This is a genomic window from Brevibacterium sp. Marseille-P9724, from assembly GCF_902500275.1.
In the GTDB taxonomy this organism is placed as follows: Bacteria; Actinomycetota; Actinomycetes; order Actinomycetales; family Brevibacteriaceae; genus Brevibacterium.
Genome location: NZ_LR722997.1, coordinates 1 through 22,288, shown reverse-complemented (window position 1 = coordinate 22,288; position 22,288 = coordinate 1). Strand labels below are relative to the sequence as shown.

General features: G+C 60.7%; 19 protein-coding genes, 1 tRNA gene and 1 pseudogene. 14 read left to right on the top strand and 7 right to left on the bottom strand.

Translation table 11 applies throughout. The features are described from left to right. Positions 1–28 precede the first annotated feature (28 nt). The 8 genes from GC119_RS08985 (at position 29) to GC119_RS08950 (ending at position 6,950) form a co-directional block, all read left to right on the top strand. Positions 29–337 (top strand): hypothetical protein, encoded by a 309-nt coding sequence (locus tag GC119_RS08985; RefSeq protein WP_151952940.1) that lies wholly within the window; start codon positions 29–31, stop codon positions 335–337. Then, on the top strand, positions 337–1,464 hold the full coding sequence (locus GC119_RS08980; protein WP_151952939.1) for a DUF6177 family protein: 1,128 nt from the start codon (positions 337–339) through the stop codon (positions 1,462–1,464). The genes GC119_RS08985 and GC119_RS08980 overlap by 1 nt, the downstream gene beginning before the upstream one ends. Continuing rightward, complete coding sequence (locus tag GC119_RS08975) at positions 1,454–1,801, top strand: hypothetical protein (protein ID WP_151952938.1); 348 nt, start codon at positions 1,454–1,456, stop codon at positions 1,799–1,801. Before GC119_RS08980 ends, GC119_RS08975 begins: the two co-directional genes overlap by 11 nt. Positions 1,802–1,903: 102 nt before the next feature. Next, positions 1,904–2,272 (top strand): DUF6507 family protein, encoded by a 369-nt coding sequence (locus tag GC119_RS08970; RefSeq protein ID WP_151952937.1) that lies wholly within the window; start codon positions 1,904–1,906, stop codon positions 2,270–2,272. A gap of 17 nt (positions 2,273–2,289) precedes the next feature. Continuing rightward, positions 2,290–4,722: a Tox-REase-5 domain-containing protein gene (locus tag GC119_RS08965; protein ID WP_151952936.1), complete on the top strand. Its 2,433-nt coding sequence runs from the start codon at positions 2,290–2,292 to the stop codon at positions 4,720–4,722. Further along, positions 4,722–6,023, top strand: coding sequence for a hypothetical protein (locus tag GC119_RS08960; protein ID WP_151952935.1), 1,302 nt, complete (start codon positions 4,722–4,724; stop codon positions 6,021–6,023). The genes GC119_RS08965 and GC119_RS08960 overlap by 1 nt, the downstream gene beginning before the upstream one ends. Next, positions 6,020–6,697 carry a hypothetical protein gene (locus GC119_RS08955; protein WP_070777778.1) on the top strand — a complete coding sequence of 226 codons (678 nt, stop codon included), beginning with the start codon at positions 6,020–6,022 and terminating at the stop codon, positions 6,695–6,697. Before GC119_RS08960 ends, GC119_RS08955 begins: the two co-directional genes overlap by 4 nt. Positions 6,698–6,767: 70 nt before the next feature. Continuing rightward, positions 6,768–6,950, top strand: a complete 183-nt coding sequence (locus GC119_RS08950; RefSeq protein WP_070777777.1) for a hypothetical protein — start codon at positions 6,768–6,770, stop codon at positions 6,948–6,950. Positions 6,951–6,958: 8 nt separating this feature from the next. Here GC119_RS08950 and GC119_RS08945 read toward each other — a convergent pair whose 3' ends face one another. Beyond that, positions 6,959–9,868, bottom strand: a complete 2,910-nt coding sequence (locus GC119_RS08945; protein ID WP_151952934.1) for an ExeM/NucH family extracellular endonuclease — start codon at positions 9,866–9,868, stop codon at positions 6,959–6,961. 171 nt (positions 9,869–10,039) lie between these two features. Between GC119_RS08945 and GC119_RS08940 the strand changes: the two genes are divergently transcribed. After that, complete coding sequence (locus GC119_RS08940) at positions 10,040–12,076, top strand: acetoacetate--CoA ligase (RefSeq protein WP_151952933.1); 2,037 nt, start codon at positions 10,040–10,042, stop codon at positions 12,074–12,076. 134 nt (positions 12,077–12,210) lie between these two features. Here GC119_RS08940 and GC119_RS08935 read toward each other — a convergent pair whose 3' ends face one another. Further along, on the bottom strand, positions 12,211–13,665 hold the full coding sequence (locus GC119_RS08935) for a hypothetical protein (protein ID WP_141759596.1): 1,455 nt from the start codon (positions 13,663–13,665) through the stop codon (positions 12,211–12,213). Between the two features lie 197 nt (positions 13,666–13,862). Here GC119_RS08935 and GC119_RS08930 point away from each other — a divergent pair, with 197 nt between their 5' ends. The 3 genes from GC119_RS08930 (at position 13,863) to GC119_RS08920 (ending at position 18,039) form a co-directional block, all read left to right on the top strand. Next, on the top strand, positions 13,863–15,350 hold the full coding sequence (locus tag GC119_RS08930) for a malate:quinone oxidoreductase (protein WP_070777773.1): 1,488 nt from the start codon (positions 13,863–13,865) through the stop codon (positions 15,348–15,350). Positions 15,351–15,535: 185 nt separating this feature from the next. Further along, positions 15,536–16,858, top strand: a complete 1,323-nt coding sequence (locus GC119_RS08925) for a PrsW family intramembrane metalloprotease (protein WP_070573523.1) — start codon at positions 15,536–15,538, stop codon at positions 16,856–16,858. After that, positions 16,855–18,039 (top strand): MarP family serine protease, encoded by a 1,185-nt coding sequence (locus GC119_RS08920; protein WP_151952932.1) that lies wholly within the window; start codon positions 16,855–16,857, stop codon positions 18,037–18,039. The genes GC119_RS08925 and GC119_RS08920 overlap by 4 nt, the downstream gene beginning before the upstream one ends. An 11-nt stretch (positions 18,040–18,050) precedes the next feature. Here GC119_RS08920 and GC119_RS08915 read toward each other — a convergent pair whose 3' ends face one another. The 3 genes from GC119_RS08915 to upp all read right to left on the bottom strand — a co-directional run bounded on the left by GC119_RS08915 (position 18,051) and on the right by upp (position 20,849). Then, on the bottom strand, positions 18,051–18,974 hold the full coding sequence (locus GC119_RS08915; protein WP_070573521.1) for an endonuclease/exonuclease/phosphatase family protein: 924 nt from the start codon (positions 18,972–18,974) through the stop codon (positions 18,051–18,053). A 139-nt stretch (positions 18,975–19,113) separates the two neighbouring features. Next, a complete protein-coding gene (locus GC119_RS08910) occupies positions 19,114–19,806 on the bottom strand; it encodes a winged helix-turn-helix domain-containing protein (RefSeq protein WP_226829381.1) in 693 nt (230 codons plus the stop codon). Between the two features lie 407 nt (positions 19,807–20,213). After that, the gene (gene upp, locus GC119_RS08905; protein ID WP_070573515.1) at positions 20,214–20,849 is read right to left on the bottom strand and encodes a uracil phosphoribosyltransferase; all 636 of its coding nucleotides are present in this window, start codon (positions 20,847–20,849) and stop codon (positions 20,214–20,216) included. A gap of 145 nt (positions 20,850–20,994) precedes the next feature. On the opposite strand from upp, the gene GC119_RS08900 reads away from it, so the two are divergent. Next, a complete protein-coding gene (locus GC119_RS08900; RefSeq protein ID WP_413462991.1) occupies positions 20,995–21,516 on the top strand; it encodes a nucleoside deaminase in 522 nt (173 codons plus the stop codon). Between the two features lie 57 nt (positions 21,517–21,573). Next, a tRNA-Ser gene (locus tag GC119_RS08895) sits at positions 21,574–21,664 on the top strand. A gap of 118 nt (positions 21,665–21,782) precedes the next feature. Here the strand turns inward: GC119_RS08895 and GC119_RS08890 are convergent. Together GC119_RS08890 and GC119_RS08885 are read right to left on the bottom strand one after the other, a co-directional pair. Continuing rightward, a pseudogene (locus GC119_RS08890) lies at positions 21,783–21,980 on the bottom strand (IS256 family transposase); the annotation flags it as partial. A 27-nt stretch (positions 21,981–22,007) separates the two neighbouring features. Continuing rightward, a partial coding sequence (locus GC119_RS08885; protein ID WP_151952931.1) for an integrase core domain-containing protein occupies positions 22,008–22,288 on the bottom strand: 281 nt, incomplete at its 5' end.

Sequence of the window (22,288 nt, the reverse complement as noted above, 5' to 3'; positions counted from 1 at the left end):
TGCTGTCACAGTGACCTGAGGAGACACGATGAACTCGAACATGATGGACCGCAACGACTACAACATTTCCAGCTCGCAGACCGCGCAGGGCAATTTTGAGGCTGTGGCCTCCCATGTGGAAAGCCTGTTGGAGCGCCGAGACGCGGATGTGAAGGCGGCGATGGCCGAATACCAGGCCGACGGCGTTTCTGATGAATATGCGCAGCTGGAGCGGCAGTGGAATCGAGCTGGCCAGCAGGTGCGCGACGTGATCACGAAGATCCGTGCATCTCTTGCTGAGAATGACGACGTAGCTCACCGTGCCCTGAGTACGGCGCGAAGCGCTATTCCAGGCTGATGCAGATTGAGTTCCACCCGGTTGCGGAATCGTGGGGATGGGATTGGCTTCTGCATGAGTCCGTACATCAGCAAGTCGCTTTAACCGGTCTCGTCTCTGCGCTGATCCGGGACGCGCTGTACTCCGGCATGCGGCCGGTCATCGTCACCCGCGAGGACGCGCTGCTGAGCTGGCACGTGAGCGAAGCACTGCGTGAAGCAGGGGGAGCCTGGGCTGTTCGCCGTGCAGACGGTTCTCTTTTCAATGCGCTTACCGGCTATCGCGCAGCTGAAGTGGACGAACTGTTCGGGGACGTTGACACCAGCAGGCAGCGGCTCGACTCGTTCAGAGTGTCAGAAGGCCCTGAAGCCTCTGAAACTGCGCCGAATGGATCAGCGAATACTCGTTCGTCTGCCGGGCACTGGGCGCTCCTGGTTGATGTGTACGCAAGGGAGCGAGCGGCAGAAGAGACTGTCATCGGCATGCTTGTTGAACATGTGTTCGCTGAACTCGGAGGGGACATTCCGAATCGATGGGGCCAGCAGGAGCCTGTGCTTATGGACTGGGACCCCGCGGTGATGAGCCTCGATATGCGGATGTCCATGCCGACCACCCAGAGCTACCTCATTCACGGCGAGTGGGGCTCGATGGCGCGGACCCGGGTGGGGCGGACCCGAAAGGGTCTGCTCGAGCACTCTCGTGCGCTCATTGGGCTGGGCTCCGATGAGGTGGACCTCGGACGGCCCGGAGCGGTGACCGCGGCCGTCCGCGAACGGATAGCCGGGTGCCTTAGCGGGATGGTGAACGGCTTTCGCCCGAATGTTGCGATGGTATCGCTTGTCCAAGTGGATCTGTCTGCCACGGGGTTCGGGCAGCGAGCTCGCGCCCGGCCCATGGATCAACCGCTTGCGCTGTTGATAGGCCCGCGCGCTGTGCGGGATCTGAAACTGGATACTGCGCGTTTGGCAAGACAGTTCGATCTGACTCAGGTGGGAATGGCCCGCGTGCCGAGCGTCATTCTTCAACTCACTGGGCAGGACCCACTGTGGAACCAGCTGCTTGGATTCGCGCAGGACTTGGACCAGGTGCGTCTTGCAAAGGCGCTGGGCCGGAACGAGGGGAAAGGAGGCGGCTTCGGTGTCTCGTGAATCTGTGCTGCTTTCTCCCGTTCCCCTGGAACAGCAGGCGGCACTTCTGAATATCGAGCATCTTATGGCCGGCGGCCACGCGATTCAGTTTGAAGCACCGGGCACCGTGACGATTATTGACAAACACGGTGAGGTTCTTCTGACTGTCGGCCTGAGTCGGCGAATCGAAACAGACGAGGATGCCCTTGCACTGCTCGACTGCGGTGACGACGAGAGGGATCTGACCGGCATGTACTGGACGGACCTGCTGTTCTTCAAGCACACCGAAATGAAGGGACGGCTTGTTGCCACGACGATGGCAAAGGCGATTGACGGGTACGTGCGCGAACGACTGTGAACTGTTTACCCCATTGAATTCTGTACAGGCGCTCTAGTCAGCGCGGCGTACTGAACCGAGGTCGAATGCCCTGATTGGCGGCAGACTGAGAGAGGACCAATTATGACGGCTTGGAAGATCAGCCCCGCTGGGGTGCAGCGGACCTTGGAGAAGATTCCGGATGATTTCAAGGAGCTGCAAGATGCGCTGAAAGAAGACTCTTTGGAGTCTTGCTTCAGCGGACTCGAATGGGGCGGCGCCATTACCGCGGCTGTGCCAAAAGCGCTTTACGATATTTTTGATGATCATAAGGATGAGCTGTCCTTGATTATCAACAGCATCAGCGCGGGTATGCTCGGCGTCGGTAACGCAACCCGCGCCTATCAGCTGGGTCAGCAGGATATGAGCGGTAATTTTCAGCGTGAGGCGATTTCATCTGCGAAAACCGGCGACTTCAGCTACTTCGAGAAGAACGGCTACAAGGGGGACTGACCTTGCCCAGTCAAATCATGACCGCCAGCATAGGCAGCGGCGGACAATCCGATCCAGTCTCCGCTGATGGTTTGATCTGTCCCGAAGCTTTCCCGTGTTCTGCATCAGATTTGAACACGCAGTCAATTAAATCGGGTGCTGAAAGCATTCGGAAAATGAAAGACACCGTCGTCAGCCGCACCGATTCGATTCATTCTGTTTGGTCTGGTCTGCCTGATTGTTATGAGGCTCCGGAGCAGGAGCGGGTCTATAAGCTGATGGATAAGCCTAAAAAAGCGGCTTCTGATCTTGGTGACCGCATGAAGAAGGTTGCGCAGTATATTGATGACTATGCTGACGCCTTAGACGGTATTAAGAATGAGCTTCGTTCATTTGAGAAGACTGCTTCCAATTTTGAAAAAGAAGCCCGCAAGGGCTATGAGGAAGTAGATTCGGTAAAGCTTGCCGACATGGGGCATGCGGTTCCGCTGGAGATGCCGATGAAGCACGTGTCGTGGCGAGAGCACGCGCCGGCAGTGAAGAAGAACGAAGATCTTCTGAAAAAGTACGCTGGTTTCATCGAACGAATCTCGAGCGCGGCAGCTGATGCTGCTAACGGTATCAACAGTCAGCTGCAGGGCGCGTGTGCTGCTCCCGTTGAGCCCATTACTGCTGATTCGATCATGAATTCGCCCGACAGTATGCCGTGGGGCTCTCCTGTTGATGAAGACAGAGAGTGCCACGAGTCAGTCGGCCACGGGGCTGTTAATTTTGGCAAGAATACTGTCGATGGAATCCGAGCTCTTTTCGGGCGTGACCCGGAAACTGGCGAGAAGTCCTGGGAAAACGCTGGTCAGACATGGCTTGGAGTCGGTGATTTCTTGGTTTCAACGGCCCTCTTTGCCGGCATGAATGGCGTTCCTGCTTTGGCATTTACGAAGTTCGGTCCAGAAGGACCGGTAAAGAACTTTATGAAGGAGCGGCACTCCACGTATCGCGGCGGCTGGGGTGGTCTTATCGGGTGGGACGAGGCGACTCATCGGGCTGGTGGTGATGGCTGGGGTAAATTCAAAGAGGATCCCGTAGCGGCCACCACCGAGGGTGTTCTCAATGTCGGCACATTTTTCATTCCAGGCGGTCAAGCTGGAGGGGCAGTGAAAGCCGCCTCTACCGCTGGACGAGCTGCTTCTATGGCTTCTGCTGCGGGAAAGATTGCCAATTCCACTCTCCGTTTCGCCGGCAACGCGGCAGACTTCGCAGTGCCGGGGGCGTCCTGGCTTGCCAATAAGACCGCGAATGCCTTCCACTTTGGACACCCACACCCATCAGCGTTGAACCCCAGTGGAATCATCAACGAATCTGCACCCCAGAGTCGGGGTGGTGCGGAAGTACCCGACTCTCCAGGGTCCCATTCGGGACAAACAGTTCCCGATTTGGCGGTTCCTCCACGTATGCCTAACGAGGCCCCTGCGCCTGCGGCCCAGACAGTAGAGGGCGGACAAGGCGGTTACGCGGCACAGCAGGACACCAACGGACCACAAGCGCGGGAAGCTGATTCACGTGCAGGCGGCACAGCGCAGCCGCAAGGTCCAGATACCCCCACGCCCAGGGGGGTCGACACCACCGGTCAGAGCAGGCCGGGCAACCCGGGACTGGACCCGGACATCACTCCGATGCGCAAGTCGGACGCTATTGCGGCAGGGGCTCCGAACTGGACTCCAGAAGACGTCGAAGCGGTTCGGGCTAACCAGGTGCCTCCCGGAGGGGATCACCCTATTGACCCTCGTACCGGCGCACCATTGAATGAAGTGACCAAAACACGGCCCAATGGTGAGACTCGAGTAGTGCGACATTGGGAAATGCAGTGGGATCCTGACTCTCAGCAATGGGTGGGACGGAACAAAGGGGCCGGCTGGGGTGCTGGTAATGAGCCCTTAGAAGATCCAGTTCCTTTGGATGTTGCAAAAGCCAAGGAATATGCATCTGGCGATGTCACACTTCCAGGGGACCACCCTCCACGGACCCCGCCGGAAACGTTCGATCGGGCAACAAAAACCGACGGCTACGAATACAAGAACCGCAGCGTTGAAGAAAAAGACTGGATGAAATACCAGGAACAGATCACCGGGCACACCTCACCCGGGGACGGCAGGCTGGTCGAATACACCGTCAATATGGATGACGGATCCACAGTGTCATTTGACGGGCGCACCGAACGAAACGGCCAAGAAGTCTTCCTCGAAGCAAAAGACGGCTACGAGGTGCTGTACAACGACCCTAGAGGCACAGTCGCTGAAAGTATGGCTGAGAACCTTGAAAAGCAGGCAAAACGGCAGGTGGATGCGCTTCCAGACGGTGCGACTTTGGAGTGGCACTGCTCGACTCAAAAGGGTGCCACAGCGCTCCGAAATCTTCTTGGGAAAGATTATCCGGAGATCAAAATTGTTTATACGCCTAGGAGGGGTGTGTGATGGCTGAGACCATGTGGTCGCGGCAGGATTGTTTTGTTCGTGCGTTTTGGGGTCGGCCTGGTGAGAGTCCTGGGTGGGCTGCTGATCGGGTGATGGCGTTATTGGGGTTTGTGCAAGCTCGTGATGCCTCTTTGGGTTCGAGTCTGCTGAATGTTCCCTGGGATGGCTCGCGTGCGGAACTGCAGCGTTTGTTTGAAGAACTGCCTGTCGTGGATGACCACGGCAGACCGACAACCGCGTGGGGATACGCCGACCCGGGTCCTTTGATTACGGGGTACGAAGAGCCAGTTAGGGTTAGTCTGTCGATCGGCGCGCCGTCGGTAGGCCGCAGGATACCGTTGCATAAGGTTTCGGCCTCTGTTGAGCGGTTGTCGCCGGAGCGTACGAAGGCTTTGAGTGAGAGTCTTTTTGAGGGGTTCGTCCTTGCCTTTGATCCTCTGTATGTGGAGATGGTCACCCTTAATGAGCTGTTGATGTGGCATCGGCTCAGTTGGCATATCCGGCCTGGTTATCGGATCTGGCTTAATGATGTGGTTGGTGAGTTTTCATGGCTTGCTGATGGAATGACCTCTCAGCGTATGGGCAGCGGTACGGTGTATTCCTGTCCTGCTGATTGGACCAGTCAGCAGGTTGTTGATGCCTGGAAAGCCGTCGTTGAACGCAGCGGGCTGGATGAAATACCGCGCGACACCGTCCAGAACATGGACGTTCCCGACTACCTGCCAGTACCCGACCAGGTACGCATCATTGCACCTGAATGGTCCGACGAAGAAGAAAGTGACGAAGTGACAGAAACACCACCACCAGCCGAGCCAACACCCACGGGCCCACCACCAGTCGAACCAGCATCTGATGGTTCTGGTTCTGGTGTGGGGGATTCGGGTAGGGCCCAGTTTGTGTATCGACAGCAGATTACGGGTCTGCGGCCAAATGATGAGGGCCAGCTGCCGACGTGGACGCGAGCCTATGAGGTAGGTGATCATGTCATCCCTGTGCGATTCCACGGACGTACGCTGCGCGATAACGACACACGTGAAGTGTTCCTGATGGCCTTTGACGATCACGAACAGCTCTGGCGCGAACCCTGGGAACCACCCGTGCTGGCAATCATGGCCGACCTCGTCAGCCTCGCTTCCTGGCAGGCCGAATCCGTACCCCCAACATCAGCCATCGAGTGGCACATCAGCACCGTTGCCGGTGCTACCGCCATCCGCAACCTTCTGGCACAACACGGACTGGCCACACGCATCAACATCATCCTCACCCCCAACACCACCACCCAGCCAGGAGCACTAGCATGAACCCCCAAGGCACTGATGTGACAATTCGGGCGATCTTCAACCGCCCCTTGCCCGACCTTGCCGAGATCACCTCGGCAGTTGAGACCTTCATCAGCGAGATTCGCCGTGTCTTCGGCAGCGAGCCATGGGTTTCAGTCACCGGAGGCACCTGGGGGAAAGACGCCCAGGCCAATGCGCGACTGCTGCTGCGGGCCCCGGAAGACGCTTTCGGCCCGTGCTTCGAACACGGACTGGCACCAGCACTCGTGTCTTCCACCCTCGGTGCTGAAGCAATGCTGATGATCACAGCCGCCCCCATCGTCGGTGAGAACAGTCCCTTAAACCAGGTGTCTTTGCGGCTGATCACCGGAAGCAACAACGTGCTCGAATCAACTCCGCTGCACACCCTGATGCAGATGATGGTCTACGCCTTCGGACCCGTAGCCACTGTCGTGCTCACCAGCGCACACACAGCCTTCACCAACCCGCAAGACCCCTGGGACACCCCGGTCGGACACGCAGTATGGCTGCCACTGGAACCCGAACAGCTCAACCTCGAAGGCACCGATCTGCTCAGCTTCGCCGCAACAGACGGCACCATCCTCTTTGCAAGAACAGGAACCGACTCCGAACAGATCGGCGCACAGTTCCACACCGTCTACCAGCGCCACGGCATCACACAGCTGCCCCACTGACCAAACAGTCGACCCTCACACCGCAAGGTCAAACGGCAAGCCTCTGTGAGTGAGGACAAAGGGAGAGAATATGTCTGAATACGTAGAGTTCATCCCGAAAGCCGGTGCCTGCCTTGCGACTAAGAACGTGATGAGCGGGGCTGGTGTTGTCAGGTGGATGGTCCGGGAGCCTTCACAAGCACCTGTCGAGACTCCCACCGGGCGGAAGATCCCCCTGGAAGAGCAGTACATCCCGCCGAAGTTCCGGCAGTGACCCGATTGTCAGCGCTGTGCCTGTGACCGCCTACGGCTGATCGGCACAGTTGCTGCTCCGGCCGCCAGCAGCGCCAGACCAACACCAAGCGCGGTGAGCTCCGTACCAGTCCGCGGCATCGCCGATCCCGGACCCCCGGAAGAAGGGCTGCCGGTGTCTCCGGCAGCGGAGGCCTGCGAATCGGAACCACTTGAACCTGGAGCACCGTCGTTGTCCTCAGCTTCAGCGACAGGTGAGGAATCGGCGCCGTCATCAGCGGGCGCCTCGGACGGTGCAGCCGATCCGCCTGCAGTGGGTTTATCGCTTGGCTCTTCCGATGGTTCCTGGCCGGGTTCGTCGGAAGGTTGCTCGCTGGGGTCCTCGGAGGGCTGATCACTGGGCTCTTCCGATGGTTCCTGGCTGGGTTCGTCAGCCGGCGTTTCACCTGTGCTGATGCCCACTATGAGCGGATCGTGGTCCGAGGAGCGGAACTCATCCGGCTGGTACAGGTTGGTCACGTTGTAGTTGTGGCGGCTGTATTCCAGCGCAATTGACTCAACCGAGTTGATGTTCCACGTGGCCGCACCAGTCACGGCACCTGCCGGTGCAGCCGGGACAGCCGACTGGGCCCGTGTTGTCGTCCCCATCGCTTCTTTCGAGGCGAGCACGTGGTCCAAGCTGCCGGTCAGCCCACCGAAAAGGTAGGTGGGTGTGGCGCCGAAGTGATCGCCCACCTCGGTGTATCCGGCATCGTAGAAGACCTGCATCGGGTCTTCTTTCGTGTATGAGTTCAGATCACCCAGAATGAACACGCGCTTGGTGCCCATGGACTTCTTCTGTTCCTCCGCAAAGGCATCAACGGCCTTAGCCTGCGCCACGCGGTCAGCATTCGAGTTGCCCTGACCATCACCGGTGTCCTCATTGCCCGGACCCTTGCCGGATCCCTTCGACTTGAAGTGGTTCATAACCGCAATGAACTCTGAAGCCCCCGGATTCTTGACGCCGACGGCCTGGAACTTCTGCGCCAGGGGAGCGCGAGCGTTGTGGAACGCCGGACTGTCCAGGATTGCCGAATCGCCGACGGGCTTGGCTTCGGCCCTCTGATAGATGAACGCGGTGCGGATGACATCGTCACCGGTTTCAGGAATCGTCTGTGGGGAGGGGACAAAAGCCCACCGGTCTTCGCCTGCCGCGGCATTCAGCGCCTTGACCAGCTGCGACAGCGCCCAGTCGCGCTCCTTGCCGAACTTGTCGGAGCTTTCAACCTCTTCCAGCGCAACCACAGATGCATCGAGCTTGTTTATCGCAGCGACGATCTTCGTCTGCTGGCGTTCAAAATTCTCCTGGTTGTACGCGCCCCGCGGCTTGCAGCGGTTGGCGCCGACGGGGTTGCCTTCACGGTCGGTGTAGGCCCGGCACCCGGGTTCTGTGTCGCCGGTCGTGGGGAAGTAGTTGAGCACGTTGAAGCTTGCGAGCGTCATGTCACCGCCGACATCGGGAACACCTGCACGGGTGTTTTCAAACGAGGCGGGTGTCAGCTCGTCGTTGTCCGGCAGGAACCCCGTGGGCTGCAGGCGGTACTTGTCGTGGCTGTAGCCGACCACGGTGGGCTTGGTGAATGTGACTTTCGCACCAACCCGAACCGGCTTGTCGTTGCTCAAGTACGGCAGCGGAGTGTCCTTGGCGGTCTTGAAGAAGTCCGCGGTACCGCCGTCATCAAGGGTGTAGGCCTTCCGCTTGTTCTCAGCATCGATCCGCTGAGCTTCTTCTGAGCCGGGGCGTGCCACATCCGTGGGCTGGTGCAGAGTGTCAGTTCCGTTGGCCAGGCCGATTTCACCGTAGACGTTAGTGGAGTAGTTGTCCGTGACCGTGATGTCGCCGCTGGGCTGTACGAGCATGCCCTCGAGGGCTTCGCGTTCGGCAGGGTCTTCGGGGAATGCGCCTTCGTACGGCTTCGGAGCAGCAGCCGCAGCATCGAGCTTCTTCAGCCCCCTATCGTCGACAATGATCTGCGTCTGTCCGTAGTACTCGCTGACGCTGCCGGTCACTTCGACGTTGTCGCCGGTCTTGACCTGGCCCACGGTGTCTTTTGAATAGACGAAGACCCCGTGTGATCCCTTTGCGAAGTCGTGGTTGTCGCCGCCGGTGCCCTCGGTCTGAATGTAGTAGCCGCCGAGCCCGCCGGTCGGGTACGCAGCTGTGACGACACCGGTCGTGGTGACAGTCTTGCCCGCATACGGGCTCTTCTCACCATTGCCCTGGATGGTGTTGATCGGCAGGAGGTTGGCCGGATTCTCCGGGTCCGAGGGGTCTGTTGGGTCGGGCGAGCTGGTTTCAGTCGGTTCGGGGCTGTCTGGTGAATCGCACGTGCTGGGATCGGGAGCGGATCCCGGGGTGGGGGTGCCGGATTTCCACGATGAGCACTTCAGCTGAATCGACTGGTCCCTGCCGGATGCCTTTGCTCCTGTTGGTTCTGCCTGCTGGCCGCGCCCCGCCGCCGGCAGTTTGCTGCTCTGGGAGGCCGTGACGCCCGTGCCGCCGACAACACCGCCGATCTGCTTGAAGTCAATCAGCTTGCCTTCGGCGCTGACCACGAAAACCGAAGCGCCATAAGCGCCATCGGCTGCCTTGCCGGTGTTGACGGAGTTCGTCAGCGGCAGTTCGACAACGTGAACGCCGGACTCACCGACAACAGTGCCCTTCGGCAGGGTGACAATCGATTCGTCGCTGTTGAGCGCCCCACCTCGGGTGACCGAGCCGACTGTCCAACCGGACAGGTCGGTGCCAGCCGGGGCGGCGATCTCAACGAAGTCGGCATCGTTCGACGGGTAGGAGATTTCCGAGATGTGAGCATCGGCCGGTGCGGCCGAAACGGGCACTGCGGAACCGAAGGCGAGTCCGACGGCAACGGCGCCGGCGAGCAGAGCTTGACGCTTCATGTGAGTCCTAACAAGCGGCGTGGGCGCACAGGGATGCGCACTGTCCAGATCAGACTAGAGCGCGCGAAGCTCAAACAGGCAACGACAAGGTGAACTCTGCCGAGGAAAGCAGGTGAGACCTACGTCACTTTTCGTAGACTGTCGCCATGAAGCGCGGCAGAAAGGAAAGCTATGGCACTCGCTGAGAACTTTGACCAAGCCCAGGCCGGTGACGTTCTGTGGACACCCTCACCAGAGCGGATCGCCGCATCGAAAATGCGGGAATTTCAGGAGTGGCTGGCTGAGACACGAGGCGTGCCGGTAGGAGACTTCGCTTCGCTGCACGCCTGGTCGGTCGAAAATCTGGGCGACTTCTGGGATGCAGTGTGGGAATTCTTCGACGTCATAGGCGATCGCGCAGACAGCCCCGCCGTTGTGGGATCTATGCCGCATGCGCGCTGGTATGCGGGAGCTCAGATCAACTACGCCGAAAACATGCTGCGCTGGGCTGACCACATGCCGGATGACGAAGCGCTCATCGGCCTGGATGAGGACCTGGGCAGGCGTGCCTTGACCTGGGCGGAGCTTGCGGGGCAGGTTGGCGCGCTTGCTCAGTGGCTGCGTTCATCCGGGGTGGGCGAAGGCGATGTAGTGTGCGCCGTGCTGCCGAACATTCCCCAAGCTGTAGTCGGCCTGCTGGCCAGCGCATCTGTGGGCGCGATCTGGTCGGTTGTCGGTGCTGAGTTCGGTTCGGCGGGAGTGTTGGACCGGTTCGTTCAGCTTGAGCCGAAGGTTCTGCTGACCGCGGACGGCTACAGGTTCAACGGCAAGCAGATTGATCTGCGCTCATCTGCCGCTTCGCTTCTAGAGCAGATGCCCAGTGTTCAGACCCACGTGCTGGTGGACAACCTCGGTGACCGGCTTCCCGCTGCTGATCCTGTCGACCTGGGAGTTCCGAGCGCCGTCTTCTCCGAAATCGTCGCCGCGCCGCAGAAGCCGGAATTCACCCGGGTGGAGTTCTCGCACCCGCTATGGGTTGTTTTTTCCTCCGGTACGACCGGCAAGCCGAAGGGCATTGTGCACGGCCACGGGGGCATTGTCCTGGAAGCGGCAAAAACTGTTCTGCACAGCGAACTCAAGCCGGGGTTCTTGGCCTACACGGCGGTCTCGCCCACGTGGATCATGTGGAACATACTGGTCAATTCCCTCGGTGCAGGTGTGGGCATCGTCGTGTATGACGGTTCCCCCGTGGCCGGTTCGGCCTCCCGCCATTTCGAGATCGTCAGCCGCGAGAAAGCCAACCATTTCGCCACCGGTGCAGCGATCCTGCAGATGATGGAGAAAGCCGGGGCCAAGCCAAGGGCCGAGTACGATCTGTCGTCGCTTCGAACAATCCTCTCGACGGGTTCGCCGCTGCCCGGTTCAACGTGGAAGTGGACGTACGAGTTCGTGGCACCGAACATTCGCGTGGGTTCAGATTCTGGTGGAACTGATATCTGCACCGCCTTCATCGGATCGAACCCGCTGAACCCGGTGGTGCTGGGCCAGCTGCAGGGACCGTACCTGGGTGTCGCAGCCGATGCCTTTGACGCGCACGGCAATTCGGTTGTAGACGAACTGGCTGAGTTCGTGGTGACCAAGCCGATGCCGTCGATGCCGGTGAAGTTCTGGAACGACCCCGACGGCAGCCGGTACAGAGATGCGTATTTCGATGTGTACCCCGGCGTATGGCGTCACGGCGACTGGGTGACGCGCTCGGCTGACGACCGCTGGGTGATCCACGGGCGTTCGGATTCGACCATCAACCGAGGCGGCATCCGCATGGGCTCTTCGGACATCACCAACGCGGTCAACCGGGTCGAGGGCGTGCAGGCGTCCATGGTGATCGGCGCTGAACTGGGCGATGGCGATTACTATCTTCCGCTGTTTGTTGTCACCGTTCCGGGTGTGGAGCTCGATGAGCAGCTGCGCTCCCAGATTGTGCAGACGATCCGCTCCGAGGTGTCTCCGAGGCACGTGCCCGACGAAATCATTGCCGCACCGGGTGTTCCCATGACACGCACCGGCAAACTTCTCGAGGTGCCGCTGAAGAAGGTCTTCCAGGGACAGTCGCCGGATGTTGTCAATCGCTCAACTGCTGCCGACAGCGAGATCCTCGACTGGTATCTCAACTTTGCCAGCCGCTTTGCCGAGGGGGCGGCTGACCAGGAAACAGACAGCAAGGGCTGATGTTCGACACTTGAGGTTCGGCTCTTGAGATTTGGTACTGACATTAGGCCCCGGGGGGGGGACAGCTGATGCTGTCCACCCCTCGTGCTGTTCACCCAAGACTGCGGTGCGTCCGGGTTGAACGCGCTGAGCAGTCAGCCTCGTTTTCGGGTGAAGCCCAGCGCTGCCGCGCCGATTCCCAGCAGGACCAGTCCCATTCCGGCACCAACCCGCCAGTCCGCACCAGTGCGGGGGAGCGCTTCAGTTTGCTTCGGCTGCTGTGGTGTGGGCGTTCCCTCGCCTCCGGCTTCCGGTGTGGACTCAGGTATAGGTTCCGGCGTTGGCTGCTGCGGTGGGACCGATGGAGTTTCCGCAGGCGTCGGAGTTTCTTCCGGTGCTGGTAAGTCAGACGGTGTCGGCTCTCCTGACGGCGTGGGCTTTTCCGGCGGGGCAGTCGGGTCCTGCGGTTGTTCCCAATAGACGGTTTCTTCCGGGATGCCCCAGTCGGATACCCAACCGTCTGACTTTTCGCTTTCACGGATTTCGACGGTCCACGTGGTCCAGCCTGGTCGGCTTGTCATCGGTTCGGTTGTCAGCTGAGCCCTTCCGTCGCCGTCGATGCGCGCGGTGAGCTCCTGTTCGCCGACCAGCGTTCCCTGCGCTTCGGCCTTCTGGACGGGTTCAGATTTCGAATGATAGGCCCGCGCGATCACCGACAGCGTCGAGTTCGGCGGTGCCCCGCTGATGGTGATCGTGTCAGTCGTGCTTCCATCGGCAGCGATGTCAGCCCTGGTTTTGGCTTGTGGTGCAAACGGCAGCTGCGTGTTGGCCGTTGCCTTGGCAGTGACTTCTGCGGGAGCACCGGTTGTTACGTTCTGAACTCGCTTGCCGTCAGTGGGTGTGTAGACCAGAACATCGGTGCTCGGCAGTCCTGAAGCCGTGGCTTCGATCGAGACCAAAGCCCCGGGTGCTGCTGGGACTGACACTTCTGTGCCTGACCGGACCTGCTTGCGCAGGCTTGTGGCCGCGCCGGTCACGACAACATCGACGGGCCAGTCCAGCTGTTTGCCCGCGGCCGAGGCGAGAACCGGGGTTGTGAACACCTTTCCGTCGCGGTGTTCAGGTTCCAGGGTCAGTGTGTACGGGCCAGCGTAGTCTGCAGCGTCTTTGCGCATCTGGGTGAACATGTCTGCCGCCTTCGCGAACTTCTTGCCGAGCTCTTTAGGCGCGCGGACCTTCATGCTGTGTCGGTGGGGCAGTGCTGTGTCGAGCTTTACGATTGCCGATAGGGCGGCCTGCCTGCTGCTGTTCTTCGACTCAGCGTATTCGGCAAGCAGCCATGCCGTCTGCGGAGTTCGCACCGATGTCGGCTCAGCGCCCTTGAAGTGGTGTGGCCGCGGGGACGGCAGTCCCGCATCCAGACAGTAGGAGGGCTTTCCGTCGATAGTGAGGTAGGCGCCGTAGAAGGTTCTGTGCGCCCCCTCTTTGTGCCACAGCCCCGGGCCGTGGAAGTCATCGTTCGCGGCCGCCGGCCCCATGAGCGCGAGCGCCATTATGGCGCTGAGAATAATGAGTGCGCTTGTCTTCAGCGCTGTCAATAGTCTGTTCATAGCCCCCATCAGACAGGCGGTGCTGGCATGATCTCTACGGTCGGCAAAGGCTGTGGAAAGCGACGGCTTCTTCCACAGGCGTGAGCGCACAAGTCGCCGGGATGTTTTAACCCGCTTGTGTCCCTGACCCTGGGAATCAGCACGGTGTGCACAGGAGTAGAGTTTGAGTCGACTATCTATCGAACAGCTGAACGGGGATGCTGACTTTGAGTATCAAGGAAAACGCTGACGTCGTCCTGATCGGCGGGGGCATCATGAGCGCGACGCTCGGCACCCTGCTGCACGAACTTCAGCCCGACTGGACAATCCGCGTCTACGAGCGCATTGACTACGTTGCTCGCGAAAGCTCTGACGCCTGGAACAACGCGGGCACCGGCCACTCCGCCCTGTGTGAGCTCAACTATTCGCCGGCTGACAAGAACGGCAGCATTGACATCACGAAGGCCGTCAACATCAACGAACAGTTCCAGGTCTCACGCCAGTTCTGGAGCTACCTTGTCGACGAAGGCATTGTCGGTGAGCCCAGCACCTTCATCAACCAGGTTCCGCACGTGTCCTACGGCCGCGGTGAGTCCGGCCGCGACTACATTCGCGCTCGCCGCGAAGCCATGGTCAAAAATCCCCTGTTCAAGGACATGGAGTTCACCGACGACCCGGCCACGCAGGCTGAATGGCTGCCCCTCATGTTCGAAAACCGCGGTCCGGGACAGATCAACGGCCTGTCGCGCGTGACCAGCGGAACTGACGTGGACTTCGGTTCGCTCACCCGCCAGATGCTGGCCAACCTCGCCGACAACGGCGTTGAGGTCCGCACCGGCCACGAAGTCACCGACCTCAACCGCAGCGGAAACGGCTGGCGGGTGTCGGTGAAGAACACGGCAGCGGCCGAATCGTTCGACGTCGATGCCAAGTTCGTGTTCATCGGCGCGGGCGGCCACGCGCTTCCGCTGCTGCAGAAAACCGGGATCCCAGAGGCCAACGGCTACGGCGGTTTCCCCATCTCCGGTCTGTTCCTGCGCAGCTCGAACCCCGAACTGGTGGCCCGCCACCACGCCAAGGTGTATGGCCAGGCAGCAACCGGTGCCCCGCCCATGTCGGTTCCGCACCTGGACACCCGTGTGATCTCCGGCAAGGAATACCTGATGTTCGGCCCCTACGCCGGTTTCTCACCGAAGTTCCTCAAGACCGGTTCGTTCCTCGACCTGCCGTTCTCGGTTCGGGCAGGCAACCTCCCGGTCATGCTCAACGTGGCCAAGGACAACTTCGACCTCGTGACCTACCTCATGAGCCAGTTGGCGTCCACGAAAAAGGACCGCTTCGAAGCTCTCGGCGAATTCACCCCGGAAGTCGACCCGAGCCAGTGGGAGCTCATCCATGCCGGCCAGCGCGTTCAGGTCATGAAGAAGGACGCCCAGGGCAAGGGCATGCTCGGCTTCGGCACGGAGACCGTTTCCTCGGCAGACGGTTCGGTCGCCGCACTGCTGGGTGCTTCGCCCGGAGCATCGACCGCCCCGTCAATCATGATCAAACTGTTCGAACGCTGCTTCCCGCGCCAGTTCGAAGGCTGGAAGCCCAAGCTTGAGAAGATGGTTCCGTCCTTCGGCCGCAAGCTGCACGAAGACGAAACCCTGCTGGACGAACTCTCCGAGTACACCAACCGGACTCTGCAGATCGCGGTCGACTGAAGCGCGACAGCCTGAAGCCCGCGCAGTCCGAAGCCCTGCACGCCGAAGCCCCCGCGGAAAAAGCGGGGGCTTCAGCATCTACCAGCAGCTGTCGTCACGGTTTCACAGCGTAGGACGTCCGCTGTGACATCGGGGTGTGGAATTATGTATGCGAAACGCTCGGCAAGACCATACGAACGGCGACTATGACGCAGCACTACAACAGCAACTACGGCCAGCACTACCCGCACGGCGGTCCTGTCCGCCCCACGTGGTACGCCCGTCCCGCGGGGCCCGTCAGGCAGGCACCATCGGGGCAGTTGGCCGGTGCGTCCGGGATTGCCTACCCGACGGTTTCGCGCCCGGACGGCTCAACCGGAGAGCTGGTCCGCATTATTCTGGGGTCACTCGCCGTAGGGCTGTTGGGCTTCGGACTTCTGATCATCATTCTGCTGCAGTCGCTGACCTTCAACGGCCTGGGCGTCCTCATAGTCCTGCTGTCGCTGGTGCCCATGGCGTTCATCTTCCTGGTTGTTCTGTGGTTCAATCGCTGGAAGAGGCGAAATCCTGTCTGGCTGGTGCTGCCTCTGCTGTGGGGAGCTGTCATGGCGATCCTCTTCACCCTCGTGGTGCAGCTGGTGGGATTCTCGGTTTCATCTGTGCTCATCGGCTTTGACAACTCCATGGGTCTGTACGAGCTTCTGTATCCAGTCCTGGGCGCTCCGCCCATCGAAGAGGGTGCCAAGGGCATTTTCCTCGCGGTTTTCGCCATTGCGGCACGCCGTCATTTCACCGGCCCGCTTGACGGCTTCATCTACGGTTCGCTCGTCGGAGCGGGCTTCGCCTTCACCGAAAACCTGCAGTATCTTTCGGCTTCCTTTGACGAAGGACAGTTCGCCGGTCTGGCCATCACCTTTGTCCTGCGCGGAATTGTGTCCCCGCTCAGCCATTCGCTCTTCACCGCCGTGGCAGGTATTGCCATCGGCTTCGCGGCCTCCCGCTGGAAGTGGTGGGCCGCCGTTCTGGCATGGCCGCTGGGCTGGTCCGTGGGAACCTTCCTGCATGCCCTCTGGAACTTCATGGCCGGGATCGTCTCCGGGCTGGGAGTCTTCGCGCTGCTCGTCATTGTTGCGCTGGCGCTGGTCAACACCGTCATCTGGTACAGCCTGGCCTTCGTTCTGCGCTGGCTCGAAGTGCGCAAAGACCGCGCGATGCTCGACGAATACCGGGCGGCGGGATGGTTGACACCTGCTGAAGTCGACACCTTCGGGTCGTGGCGAGGGCGCAGACAGGCCAAACGCTGGGCCGCCGGATACCCCGGTGCGTCAGCCACTTTCAAGAAGATGGTCCGCACCACGATCGACCTGGCAAATGCCCGCCAGCGCATCAATGTCCACGCAGGCGGTCAGGTGGAACGAGAACGCGAAATGAAGCTTCTCACCGCCTTCACCACGCAGCGCACACAGCTGATCAACAGCATGAACAGCGTGCGCAGCTACCAGCCTCACTACCACGGTGGATTCAGATGATTGACCTAGTGCTGGCGATCATTGCGCTGTCGTCAATGGCAACGGGGTGGATCCGCGGTCTCAGCCCCACCGTCGGTGCGCTGCTCGGGTTCACGGCCGGACTGCTCGCCGGTCGAGGTGCACTCGCCGGACTCAAAGCAGTCGACGCTGCCGAACTCGTCGAAGCGATCGGCCCGACAGGCGTTTTCGCCGTACCCTTTGTGCTGGGTCTGATCGGCGCGACCATCGGAGCTTCGCTGGGTCGGGGGCTGCGAGAGCGAATGCGCTCGGTTTCGGGCAAACTCGTTGACTCCATTGGCGGTGCCATCAGCGGCCTTGTTATCTTCTGCCTGCTGGTGTGGGTCACCGCAGGGTGGGTGCGCACCACTTCACTCATCGAACCAAACCAGTGGGCTGCAGAGTCGAACATTGTGCGAGCACTTGACCGGGCGGCACCCGTGCCGTCTTCGCAGGCGCTCGGTGCTTTGGGCGACGCCCTTCGCTTCAACGGGTTTCCCGATGTCTTCAGCGGGCAGAAAGAGCAGATTCGCGAAGTCGGGCCGCCGAACCCGGAAATGGTGGAAGTCGGCAAAGAAGCTTCCGAATCGGTTGTGAAGATCAACGCTCAAGCACCGGCGTGCAATTCGGCCTCAGAAGGCACCGGTTGGGTGTATGCCGACCACTATGTGGCCACCAACGCGCACGTTGTCGCCGCGGCCCAGCAGATATCAGTGCAGGTCACCGGTAAGGGGCAGGCTCTTCCCGCGCAGGTCGTGGGCTTCAACCCCAAGACAGACGTCGCTGTTCTCTACGTGCCCAGTCTCAAAACCCCGGCTATGCAGCGCGGGAAAGATCTTGAGGTAGGGGCTGACTCCGTAGTCGTCGGCTTCCCGGAACACGGCCCGTACACGATTTCACCTTCGAGGGTCCGCGAAAGGATCACTGCTGAAGGCAAAGACATCTACGGGCAGAACAAAGCCGTCCGCCAGGTGTATTCGCTGCGCGCGGATGTCCGCCCGGGCAATTCCGGAGGTCCGCTTATCGCTGCCGACGGTCGAGTGTCGGGAATGGTCTTCGCGAAATCGCAGAATGACGATTCCACCGGCTATGCGCTCACGCTCAAGGAGATCATGCCGACGCTCAAGGCGGCAGAGGGCACGCGCGGGCTTGTGCCCACGGGCAAGTGCACCGCCAAGAACTGACGTGCCAGCCGCTACTTGGTCAAGTTCAGCCCTGCGATGACGGCACGGTGGTCGGAGGTTCCGCGGTCCATGACGGTGTCGTAGACCGGATCGAGCCCACGGACCATGATGTGATCCAGCCGCACCGCGGGGAACCTTGCCGGCCACGTGAAGCCGAAGCCGCCGCCGACGGCCTTGCGGCTGTCAAGCAGCTGATCGTCGAGGTCTTTGAAATAGCGGTCAGTCTGCACCGCGTTGAAGTCGCCAGCCACAATCAGGTGTTCGGAGTCTTCCTGCTTAACGGCGGACGAAAGTTTCTGCAGCGCAGAATTGCGCAGAGTTTCCACCCCGGGACGCACCGACGGAACGTGCACCGCGTAGAGCGTGACATCGCCATGATCGCTTTGCACCGTGGTTTCGAAAGCCCGCGGCCACTGCAGACCAAGGTCGATGTTCCGCTTCTTCGACAGCGGCCAGCGCGACCACACGCCGACCGTGTCGGCAACCTGGGTGTACTCGAACGACTTGTCGAGTTCCTTTTTGATGATCTTGCCCGACAGGGATTCGATCTCTTGGACGACAACGACATCCGGATTCTGGTCGATGATGGAGCGCGCCGTGGCAGTCGGCTGCGGCAGACGCGCACCGACATTGTGCGTGGCGACAATAAGGTCCGCATTGCGGTCATCTGAAGCCGGTTTGAGATAGGGGCCGAACATCACGCCCCACACCAGAGCTGGAATGAGAACGCCGATGATCGACAGCGGCGACAAGCGGATGAACGCGAAAAGCAGAAGCAGAACAAGCAGCACCCACGTCCAGGGCAGCGTCGATTCGACAACGAGGGCAATGCCGTTGGTAGTCGGAATCAGTTCGTGGATGAGCAGAAGCGCGGCCAACAGCGCGCCGAGGAGGGCTACGATAACGCCCTTGGCTGGGTTCTTCGTGCGAGACATCAGGGCTTCAGTCTACGAGTCCAACCTGACCGCTTTCTGGGGCGTCCCTCAGCGCACGCCTATATCCGCTGGACGGGGCTGCTCCTCTATCCACCGGATCGCGGGCCCACACCGATTGCGTCAGCGCAGCGCCAGCGGATCAGCGCAGAGCTGATGCTCTCCAGACTTCGACATCAGGGTGCGTATCGAAGCGGTATCCCTGGCCGCGGATGGTGCGCACAACAGAAGAGTAGGCACCCAAGCGCTTGCGGAGCCTGCGCACGTGGACATCGACAGTGCGTTCGTCAGGGCGGTCAGCGTCATCGCCCCACACTTTGTCCACAAGCTCGGTGCGCGACAGGGTGCGGCCTTCGCTGCTGACGAGCGTTGCCAGAAGGTCGAACTCTTTGACCGTCACGGTTTCCAGCCTGCCGTCGATGTGCACTTCGCGCCGCGGAAGGTCGACCTTGAGGCCAGGTGTGGGCTTCTGGACTTCGGCGGGCTGGGGCGGCTGAATTCGGCTGGGAATGCGGGAGCGGACGGGACCGTGCGTGCGGGCGGCAGCACCGCGGGCGGCGGGGGACCCGGTCGCAACTGCGCGCACTGCTTCGAGGTCGCGTTCGGGGCCGGAAGGCGCCAGTGCGATGATCGCCTGGGTTTCTGACGACGGGGCGAGTTCCTGCGTGTAGTCCCGCAGCGACTCGGCGATTTCCGTGAGGTTGGTGCCGGAGGCGGCAGCCTCTTCTTCGCTCAGACCTATGTAGAGGATGATTCCGCGGGCTGAACCAGGCTGAGCCTGCACTCCGGCGGGGCCGTATGTGCGAGGGGCGGACTGCGGGTCTACCGGGGTCAATCGGGCTCCTCGCCTGCGGGTTGCTGCTGCGCTGCGGGGGTGGATGTTCTGGGGTGCAGATGCGGGCTGCGCCATGGTTTTCTCTTCTCTTAGCGATGGGACTGTGTGGATGCTGCTGAAGAACTCGTTCGCGACCGTGTCAGCACGTGAGGTCGCGAACGCAGAGCATCGGCATTCGCTGCAGGAAGAACATGACGTCATTATTTGTCACGGCTTGACTGAAAACCAAGCCGAAATCAGCTTTTGGGACGTTTGTGACGACATATGACGCAACAAAAGGTGTTTTTGTGACTCGATAAGCGGTTTTGCCCGTATTCAGGGGAGTCAAGATGACAGAAGAAGAACAGCACGAGGTGCCAGGCGCCTCGTGCTGTTGAGCTGCAGTCCCGCGGGACTCAGGTGAGTGGTCAGGCTGTTCCGTACATGCGGTCGCCGGCATCGCCAAGGCCGGGAACGATGTAGTTGTTTTCGTCGAGCCCTTCATCGAGAGCCGCAGTGAACACATCGATGTCAGCCCGTGTTCCGAAGCGCTGCGTGATGTAGTCGACGCCCTCCGGGGCGGCCACAAGGCAGACGGCAGAGATGTGCGAAACACCGCGCTCCAGCAGGAAATCAATGGCCATTTCCAGAGTGTGGCCGGTGGCCAACATGGGGTCGATGACGAACACCTGGCGGTCTTCGAGGTCGACCGGCAGGCGCTGAGCGTAGGCCTCGACTTCGAGGGTGTCGTCATCGCGGACCATGCCGAGGAAGCCGACTTCGGCGGTCGGCAGCATGCGGGTCATGCCTTCGAGCATGCCGAGGCCGGCGCGCAGGATAGGCACTACCAGCGGGCGCGGCTGGGCGATCTGGATACCGGTGGTTGCACACACCGGGGTGTTGATCTGCTTGAGCTGCACGCGAACATTGCGCGTGGCCTCGTAGGCAAGCAGTGTGACGAGTTCGTCGGTCAGCTGGCGGAAGCGAGCTGAGTCAGTGCGCTCGTCACGCAGAACGGTGAGCTTGTGGGCAATGAGCGGGTGGTCCGCCACGTGGAGCTTCATGGTTTAAGCCTAGCGCCGACCGCGGCTGCAGTCCTGCTTTGTGTGCGCGGTGCGGGCAGAGACAATAGACGCATGACTTCAATGTGTGCGCCCAAAGCCCACGGGGGCGGTGGTAGTGCTCCTGAGCGCGGGCCTGACTGCGGTAGTGCAGCCATTGGCGCCGCCGGCGGAAAAGCAGTGGGCTGACATGGTGCTGGCAGTCCGCGAACAGCACGCGGAATGGATGGGTGTAGCGCTTGAGCAGGCGCACCAGTGCCCCGAATCCGATGTGCCGATCGGCGCTGTTGTCATTGTCGACGGGAAAGTGGTCGGAGCTGCCTGCAACCGGCGCGAAGCCGATGCCGATCCGACCGCCCACGCCGAAATCCTCGCTCTGCGCCAAGCCGGGCAGACTCTGGGCACGTGGCGGCTGGACGGGGCGGTCCTCGTCGTCACGGTTGAACCGTGTGCCATGTGCGCCGGAGCGGCAATGAACGCCCGCGTAGGCACGATCGTCTTCGGTGTGCACGAACCCAAAACCGGCGCGGTGGGATCCGTGTGGGACCTCCCGCGGGACCGCGCGGCTCACCCGATTCCCCAGGTGTATCCCGGTGTGCGGGCCGATGAATGTCGGGCTGTGCTGGATGATTTTTTCGCTGATCTGCGGCTGCGCGACAGACCGGAGTGACCAGAATGACAGTACTTCGGTTTGTGCCGTGGCGGCTGAGGCCGTAGAGTTATCCGCGGTAGCGTGTCCGAGCGGCCGAAGGTGCAACACTCGAAATGTTGTGTAGGGCAACCCCCTACCGTGGGTTCAAATCCCACCGCTACCGCCAGATGAAGCTCCGGGGTTCTTGCCTCGGAGCTTTTTCATGTTCTGAGGACGCAGGCATGTTCCCGAGGCACAGCGGGGGTTAAGTAAAGAAAAGTGTGTCTTTTCCGGGCGTGTTGCGGTTATTTGATCCAGCCTTTTTGGATGCCGAGGTTGTGTTGGTAGCTGGTGTCGATGGCGGTGTCGTATTCTGCTGGTGCACCGATGTCATTGGTAGTGGCTGTGGTGTTGTGGGTGATCAGGTCTGTTGCTGTGGAAAGTGCGTCTTGACCCCATCGTTGGTCCCTGGCGATCTTGACCGGATCGTCAGGGACTTCTGAAGCGGCCTGGGTTTAGTTCCGCTTCTATTACGCCCCTGTGTTGATGGGCTGGGTGAGATAGTACTCGGTTTCTACATCTTGTGGGGTGGCGTAGTCCAATGCTTCGTGAAGTCGCTTGGTGTTCCACCAATGCACCCACCGCAAGGTAGCCAATTCGACTTCTCCGACCGACGTCCACGGACCTTGGGCATGAATCAGTTCCGCCTTGTAGAGACCGTTGACTGTTTCGGCTAGAGCATTGTCATAAGAATCGCCGACTGTTCCCACACTCGGACGGATTCCGGATTCCGCTAGCGCGGTGGAATACT

What these genes read in the sequence shown, in the direction of transcription:
- GC119_RS08985 (WP_151952940.1), top strand. Translation starts at nt 29, where the DNA reads ATGAACTCGAACATGATGGACCGCAACGACTACAACATTTCCAGCTCG.
- GC119_RS08980 (WP_151952939.1), top strand. Translation starts at nt 337, where the DNA reads ATGCAGATTGAGTTCCACCCGGTTGCGGAATCGTGGGGATGGGATTGG.
- GC119_RS08970 (WP_151952937.1), top strand. Translation starts at nt 1,904, where the DNA reads ATGACGGCTTGGAAGATCAGCCCCGCTGGGGTGCAGCGGACCTTGGAG.
- GC119_RS08965 (WP_151952936.1), top strand. Translation starts at nt 2,290, where the DNA reads ATGACCGCCAGCATAGGCAGCGGCGGACAATCCGATCCAGTCTCCGCT.
- GC119_RS08960 (WP_151952935.1), top strand. Translation starts at nt 4,722, where the DNA reads ATGGCTGAGACCATGTGGTCGCGGCAGGATTGTTTTGTTCGTGCGTTT.
- GC119_RS08955 (WP_070777778.1), top strand. Translation starts at nt 6,020, where the DNA reads ATGAACCCCCAAGGCACTGATGTGACAATTCGGGCGATCTTCAACCGC.
- GC119_RS08950 (WP_070777777.1), top strand. Translation starts at nt 6,768, where the DNA reads ATGTCTGAATACGTAGAGTTCATCCCGAAAGCCGGTGCCTGCCTTGCG.
- GC119_RS08945 (WP_151952934.1), bottom strand. Translation starts at nt 9,868, where the DNA reads ATGAAGCGTCAAGCTCTGCTCGCCGGCGCCGTTGCCGTCGGACTCGCC.
- GC119_RS08940 (WP_151952933.1), top strand. Translation starts at nt 10,040, where the DNA reads ATGGCACTCGCTGAGAACTTTGACCAAGCCCAGGCCGGTGACGTTCTG.
- GC119_RS08935 (WP_141759596.1), bottom strand. Translation starts at nt 13,665, where the DNA reads ATGAACAGACTATTGACAGCGCTGAAGACAAGCGCACTCATTATTCTC.
- GC119_RS08930 (WP_070777773.1), top strand. Translation starts at nt 13,863, where the DNA reads ATGCTGACTTTGAGTATCAAGGAAAACGCTGACGTCGTCCTGATCGGC.
- GC119_RS08925 (WP_070573523.1), top strand. Translation starts at nt 15,536, where the DNA reads ATGACGCAGCACTACAACAGCAACTACGGCCAGCACTACCCGCACGGC.
- GC119_RS08920 (WP_151952932.1), top strand. Translation starts at nt 16,855, where the DNA reads ATGATTGACCTAGTGCTGGCGATCATTGCGCTGTCGTCAATGGCAACG.
- GC119_RS08915 (WP_070573521.1), bottom strand. Translation starts at nt 18,974, where the DNA reads ATGTCTCGCACGAAGAACCCAGCCAAGGGCGTTATCGTAGCCCTCCTC.
- upp (WP_070573515.1), bottom strand. Translation starts at nt 20,849, where the DNA reads ATGAAGCTCCACGTGGCGGACCACCCGCTCATTGCCCACAAGCTCACC.